The sequence below is a fragment of the Halorussus litoreus genome (assembly GCF_003382685.1).
Classification (GTDB): Archaea; Halobacteriota; Halobacteria; order Halobacteriales; family Haladaptataceae; genus Halorussus; species Halorussus litoreus.
Genome location: NZ_KZ859520.1, coordinates 23,600 through 27,959 on the forward strand (window position 1 = coordinate 23,600; position 4,360 = coordinate 27,959).

Consider the following 4,360-nt stretch of genomic DNA (forward strand, 5'->3'; position numbering starts at 1 on the left):
GAAGTCGCGCGACTGGAATCGGTCGCCAGCGACCGATTCCAGTCGCGCGACTTCCGCCTCGTAGTGGTGCTTCCACTCGGGCCGGTAGGAGACGAGTTCGACCGTGCCGCGTTCGACGCCGACCATCCTTCTTCTCCTCGTCTCGTCAGTTCCAGAAAAACTTCCGCCGGACGTCGTCGGCGGCCAGCGCACCTTGGAACAGCATCGACAGCGCCGGATGCCGGGGCGCGATGCTGGCCGCGCCGAGCAGGAGGAACGCCCGCGTGGGCTTGCCGTTCCGCAACGCGAACGCGGCCTGCGCGACCAGCGTTACGACGTTCAGCCGGTTCTTCCGGAGCTTCACCGGACCGCCGACGAGCACCTTCGCGGCGTCCTTCGGCGTCGGAATCATATCTCTCTGGACGGTGTGCGCGAGAATAAACGTTGGGTCCGGGAGACGAACGACCGTTGGGGCGGGGGGACGACCGACCGTTGGGGCGGGAAGACGAACGGCAGGGTCCAACGGCGTCGAGCCGCGACGGTCGCCCATCGTCCGGCCAGCGGCGGTAAGCCCTAAGGCGTTTGCTCAAGCTTTTCAATCTCGGGGCCCAAGGAGTCGCTATCCAATGGATACGGAGCCGCCCACAGAGCGCCCTGCCGACGCCGACCTCGACGCCGTCGCCGACATCGACTGGTGCTACGAGGCCGTCCAGGGCGTCTCCCGAACGTTCGCCATCACTATCGACGTACTGGAGGAGCCGATGGCGTCGTACATCTGCGTCGGCTACCTGCTCTGTCGCGTCGCCGACACCGTCGAGGACGCGGGCCACATCCCGCCCGACGAACAGGCCCACCTGCTTCGGCTGTACGACGAGGCGCTCGACCCCGACGAGGAGACGACCATCGACGAGTTCCGCGACGCGGTCGACCCGTGGCTCCCCGGCGAGTCCGACGACCTGAGCGCAGACGACCTCGACGAAGCGGACTGGGACGCCGAGGACTGGGAGGTCGTCGCCGAGTCGCCCAAGGTAGTCGCCACGTTCGCGTCGCTCGGCGACGACGCCCAGTCGGCCATCTACCCGCCGGTGAGCGAACTCGTCGGCGGAATGGCCGAGTTCGTGGACCGCTACGCCGACGACGGCGGGCTCCGCATCCGCACCATCGACGAACTCGAAGAGTACTGCTGGTACGCGGCGGGCACCGTGGGCGAACTCATCACCAACCTGCTCGCCCAAGACGTCGACGACCGGCGGGCCGAGATCCTGCGGGCGAACGCCCGCGGGTTCGCGCTCTTGCTCCAACTGGTCAACGTCGCCAAGGACGTCTCGGACGACTTCCGCGAGGAGAACAACGTCTACCTGCCGGCGTCGTGGCTCCGCGAGCACGGCGTCAGCCCGTCGGGCGTGACCGAGCCTGAGAACGAACCCGAGGTCGCGGGCGTCATCCACCGGGTCACCCGCCACGCGCGGGGCTACATGGACGACGCCCAGCGCTACCTCGAAGCCCTCCCCGAGTCGCGGGGCAACACGCTCGAAGCGTGGGCGATCCCCTACCTGCTCGCGGTCGGGACCAGCCGGGAACTGCTCGAACGCCCCGAGGACGTGGTCCGGGAGGGCGGCGTGAAGGTCTCGCGCTCGGAAGTGATGGGACTCGTTCAGCTGTTCAAATCCGACAGCGTCGACCGCGAGAACATCGGCGAGATTCGCTCGCAGCTGGAAGACGAGCCGTTCTCGCCGTCGTAGAAGAACTGTCCTCGGTTTCGGTCGCTCAGTCGTACTCGTAGAACCCCGTCCCCGTCTTCTTGCCGAGATCGCCGGCGTCGACCTTGCGCTTGAGCAGGTAGGCGGGCTTGTACCGGTCGCCAAGCTCCTCGTGGAGCGTCTGACTCGCGTCGAGACAGATGTCCAGCCCGATGTGGTCGGCGAGTTCGAGCGGACCCATCGGGACGTTCGTGCCGAGTTTCATCCCCTTGTCGATGTCCTCCTTGCTGGCGACGCCCTCGTCGTAGGCACGGATGCCCTCGTTGAGCCACGGCATCAGGATGCGGTTGGTGACGAAGCCGGGCTTGTCGTCGGACTCCCACGTCTCCTTGCCGAGGTCCTCCGCGAGGTCGTGGGCGAACGCCGCGACCTCCTCGTCGGTCTTCTCGCCGACGACGACCTCGACGCCCGTCATGATGGGAACGGGGTTCATGAAGTGGAGGCCGACGACCTGTTCCGGGCGGTCCGTGACGGACGCGATGGTCGTGATCGAGAGGGTCGAGGTGTTGGTCGCCAGCACCACGTCCTCTGGAATCTCGTCGTCGAGGTCCGCGAAGATGTCCTGCTTGATCTCCATGTTCTCGACCGCGGCCTCGATCACCACGTCGCAGTCGGCGAGGTCCGCGAGTTCGGTGGTTCCCGAGATGCGGTCGAGCGTGGCCTCGGCCTCTGACTCCGTGAGCTTCTCTTTGCCGACGAACCGGTCGAGGCTGTCCTCGATGGTGTCGAAGCCGTTCTCGACGAACTCCATCTCGATGTCGCGCATCACGACCTCGTACCCGGACTGGGCCGCGACCTGCGCGATGCCGCTGCCCATCGTGCCCGCGCCCACGACGCCGATACTGTCGATGCTGTCGAGCGTGCGTACCATGTCCGGAAATTCTTCCGGTCGGGCCGTAAGCCTACCGAAGGGAATCGGTCGGCGTCGCTCCGACGCGAACGACTGGAGACCAACCGTCGCCTCACCACTCTCCCGACGGGGTTTTACGACGGGGTCACGACTCCCCACGAGTGAACTCCGACGACGTCCTCCAGCAGTGGGCCGACCGGTCGGGCGCGTACTCGCCGGACTACTACGCATACTACGGCCCGAACGAGACGAGCGAGTTGCTGCGCGAGCGACTCGACGCCGTCGTCGGGACCGACGCCGCCGTCCTCGAACTCGGCTGTAGTTCCGGCCGCCACCTCGCGCACCTCCGCGAGCACGGGTACGACGACCTCCACGGCGTGGACGTCAACGGCGACGCCTTCGACGTGATGGCCGACGCCTACCCCGACCTCCACGACGCGGGCACGTTCTACGAGGCGACCATCGAGGACGCGGTCCGGGAGTTCGACGACGGCCGATTCGACGCCGTCTACTCGGTCGAGACCCTCCAGCACGTCCATCCGGACCACGAGTGGGCGTTCGACGAGATCGCGCGGGTCACCGACGACCTCCTCGTGACGGTGGAGAACGAGGGCGGGCCGAACGGGGAAGCGGATGCAGCTGGCGATGGGAAGGAGATCGACCGTCGGGAAGATCTCGACGGCTCCGCGAACCCGGGCGACCCCGAGGTCAACTACGTGAACGACGAATTCCCGCTGTACTACCGAAACTGGAAGCAGGTGTTCACTCCGCGAGGGTTCGAGCAGGTCCACGCCCGAACGACCGACCGCGACGTGTTCCGCGCGTTCCGTCCGGATGGGAAAGCGGAGCACGAGCGAAGCCGCAACGACGGCAGTTCTCCCTCGGAATAGTTCGCCGCGCGGCCGTCCGAGCGAGGGACTTCTTCTCGCGTAGGCAAAAAATTCAAGCCCCGTCAGTGTGAGTCCGAAACAACTGGTGACGTCCCCGTGAGCCAACACGATGCCCTGGACGACGACGATCCGAACGAGGTGGACGAACTGACCGACATCCACTTCGTCGGCCCCGCGACAGCCGCGGTCCTGGCCGAGGCCGACTTCGACGGGACGGGCATCTCCGACAAGTCCGTCTCCTACGAGATGCTCGTCGAGGCTGGCGTGAACCCCGGCGTCGCCGCCCGCCTCCGGAAGAAGCACTCGCTCCACTGGTCGTTCGGCGGGAGCGACGAGGACGACGACTCGCTCGAACGCCGCTCGGAGAAGATCCGCGGCCTGCAGGACGGCGAGCGCGAGTGGGTCGCCGCGAGCAGCGGCGACTGGGGGTCGGCCGACGCCGAAACTGCAACTACCGGCGGAGCGGCCACCGACGGCGACTGGACGCCCGCCGGCGCGGGGTCGGTCGACGGCAACGACGCCGCGCAGGCGACCACCGATGGGAGCGGGGCCGCCGAGGCCGCCGAGGCCGCGTGGCGCGAGCGGAGCCGCCCGGACCCCGTGACCGACGTGCCGGGCGTCACCGAGGAGATCGCCGAAATTCTAGCGAACGGCGGAGTCACGTCGGTCCGGAGCCTCGCCACCGCGAACCCCGAGCACGTCGCGGACTCGCTGGGGCTGGCCGCCGAGCGCGTCACAGCGTGGCGCGACGCCGCGCGCGACCTCGCCTGAACGTACAACTTGCGAGAGTAGCCGTAGTTGTCACGTGAGCGCCCGTGGCCGTCAACACCTGCGGCTGCGCTGGGGCGCGGGGGCGCGAGCGGTCGGCCGCTCGCGCCCCC

The 4,360-nt window shown here is 67.7% G+C and carries 5 protein-coding genes and 1 pseudogene; 3 read left to right on the plus strand and 3 right to left on the minus strand.

Going from position 1 to position 4,360, the window contains the following annotated elements:
- A pseudogene (locus DPQ64_RS19535) lies at positions 1-126 on the minus strand (GrpB family protein); the annotation flags it as partial.
- Between the two features lie 19 nt (positions 127-145).
- On the minus strand, positions 146-391 hold the full coding sequence (locus DPQ64_RS08875) for a hypothetical protein (protein ID WP_115863997.1): 246 nt from the start codon (positions 389-391) through the stop codon (positions 146-148).
- 214 nt (positions 392-605) lie between these two features.
- Between DPQ64_RS08875 and DPQ64_RS08880 the strand changes: the two genes are divergently transcribed.
- The gene (locus tag DPQ64_RS08880) at positions 606-1,721 is read left to right on the plus strand and encodes a phytoene/squalene synthase family protein (protein WP_115863998.1); all 1,116 of its coding nucleotides are present in this window, start codon (positions 606-608) and stop codon (positions 1,719-1,721) included.
- A gap of 25 nt (positions 1,722-1,746) precedes the next feature.
- On the opposite strand, the gene DPQ64_RS08885 is transcribed toward DPQ64_RS08880, so the two are convergent.
- Positions 1,747-2,610 (minus strand): 3-hydroxyacyl-CoA dehydrogenase family protein, encoded by an 864-nt coding sequence (locus DPQ64_RS08885; protein ID WP_115863999.1) that lies wholly within the window; start codon positions 2,608-2,610, stop codon positions 1,747-1,749.
- A 140-nt stretch (positions 2,611-2,750) separates the two neighbouring features.
- Here DPQ64_RS08885 and DPQ64_RS08890 point away from each other — a divergent pair, with 140 nt between their 5' ends.
- Positions 2,751-3,479: a class I SAM-dependent methyltransferase gene (locus DPQ64_RS08890; protein ID WP_115864000.1), complete on the plus strand. Its 729-nt coding sequence runs from the start codon at positions 2,751-2,753 to the stop codon at positions 3,477-3,479.
- A gap of 96 nt (positions 3,480-3,575) precedes the next feature.
- Positions 3,576-4,250 carry a DUF7409 domain-containing protein gene (locus DPQ64_RS08895; protein WP_232820528.1) on the plus strand — a complete coding sequence of 225 codons (675 nt, stop codon included), beginning with the start codon at positions 3,576-3,578 and terminating at the stop codon, positions 4,248-4,250.
- Positions 4,251-4,360: the final 110 nt, after the last annotated feature.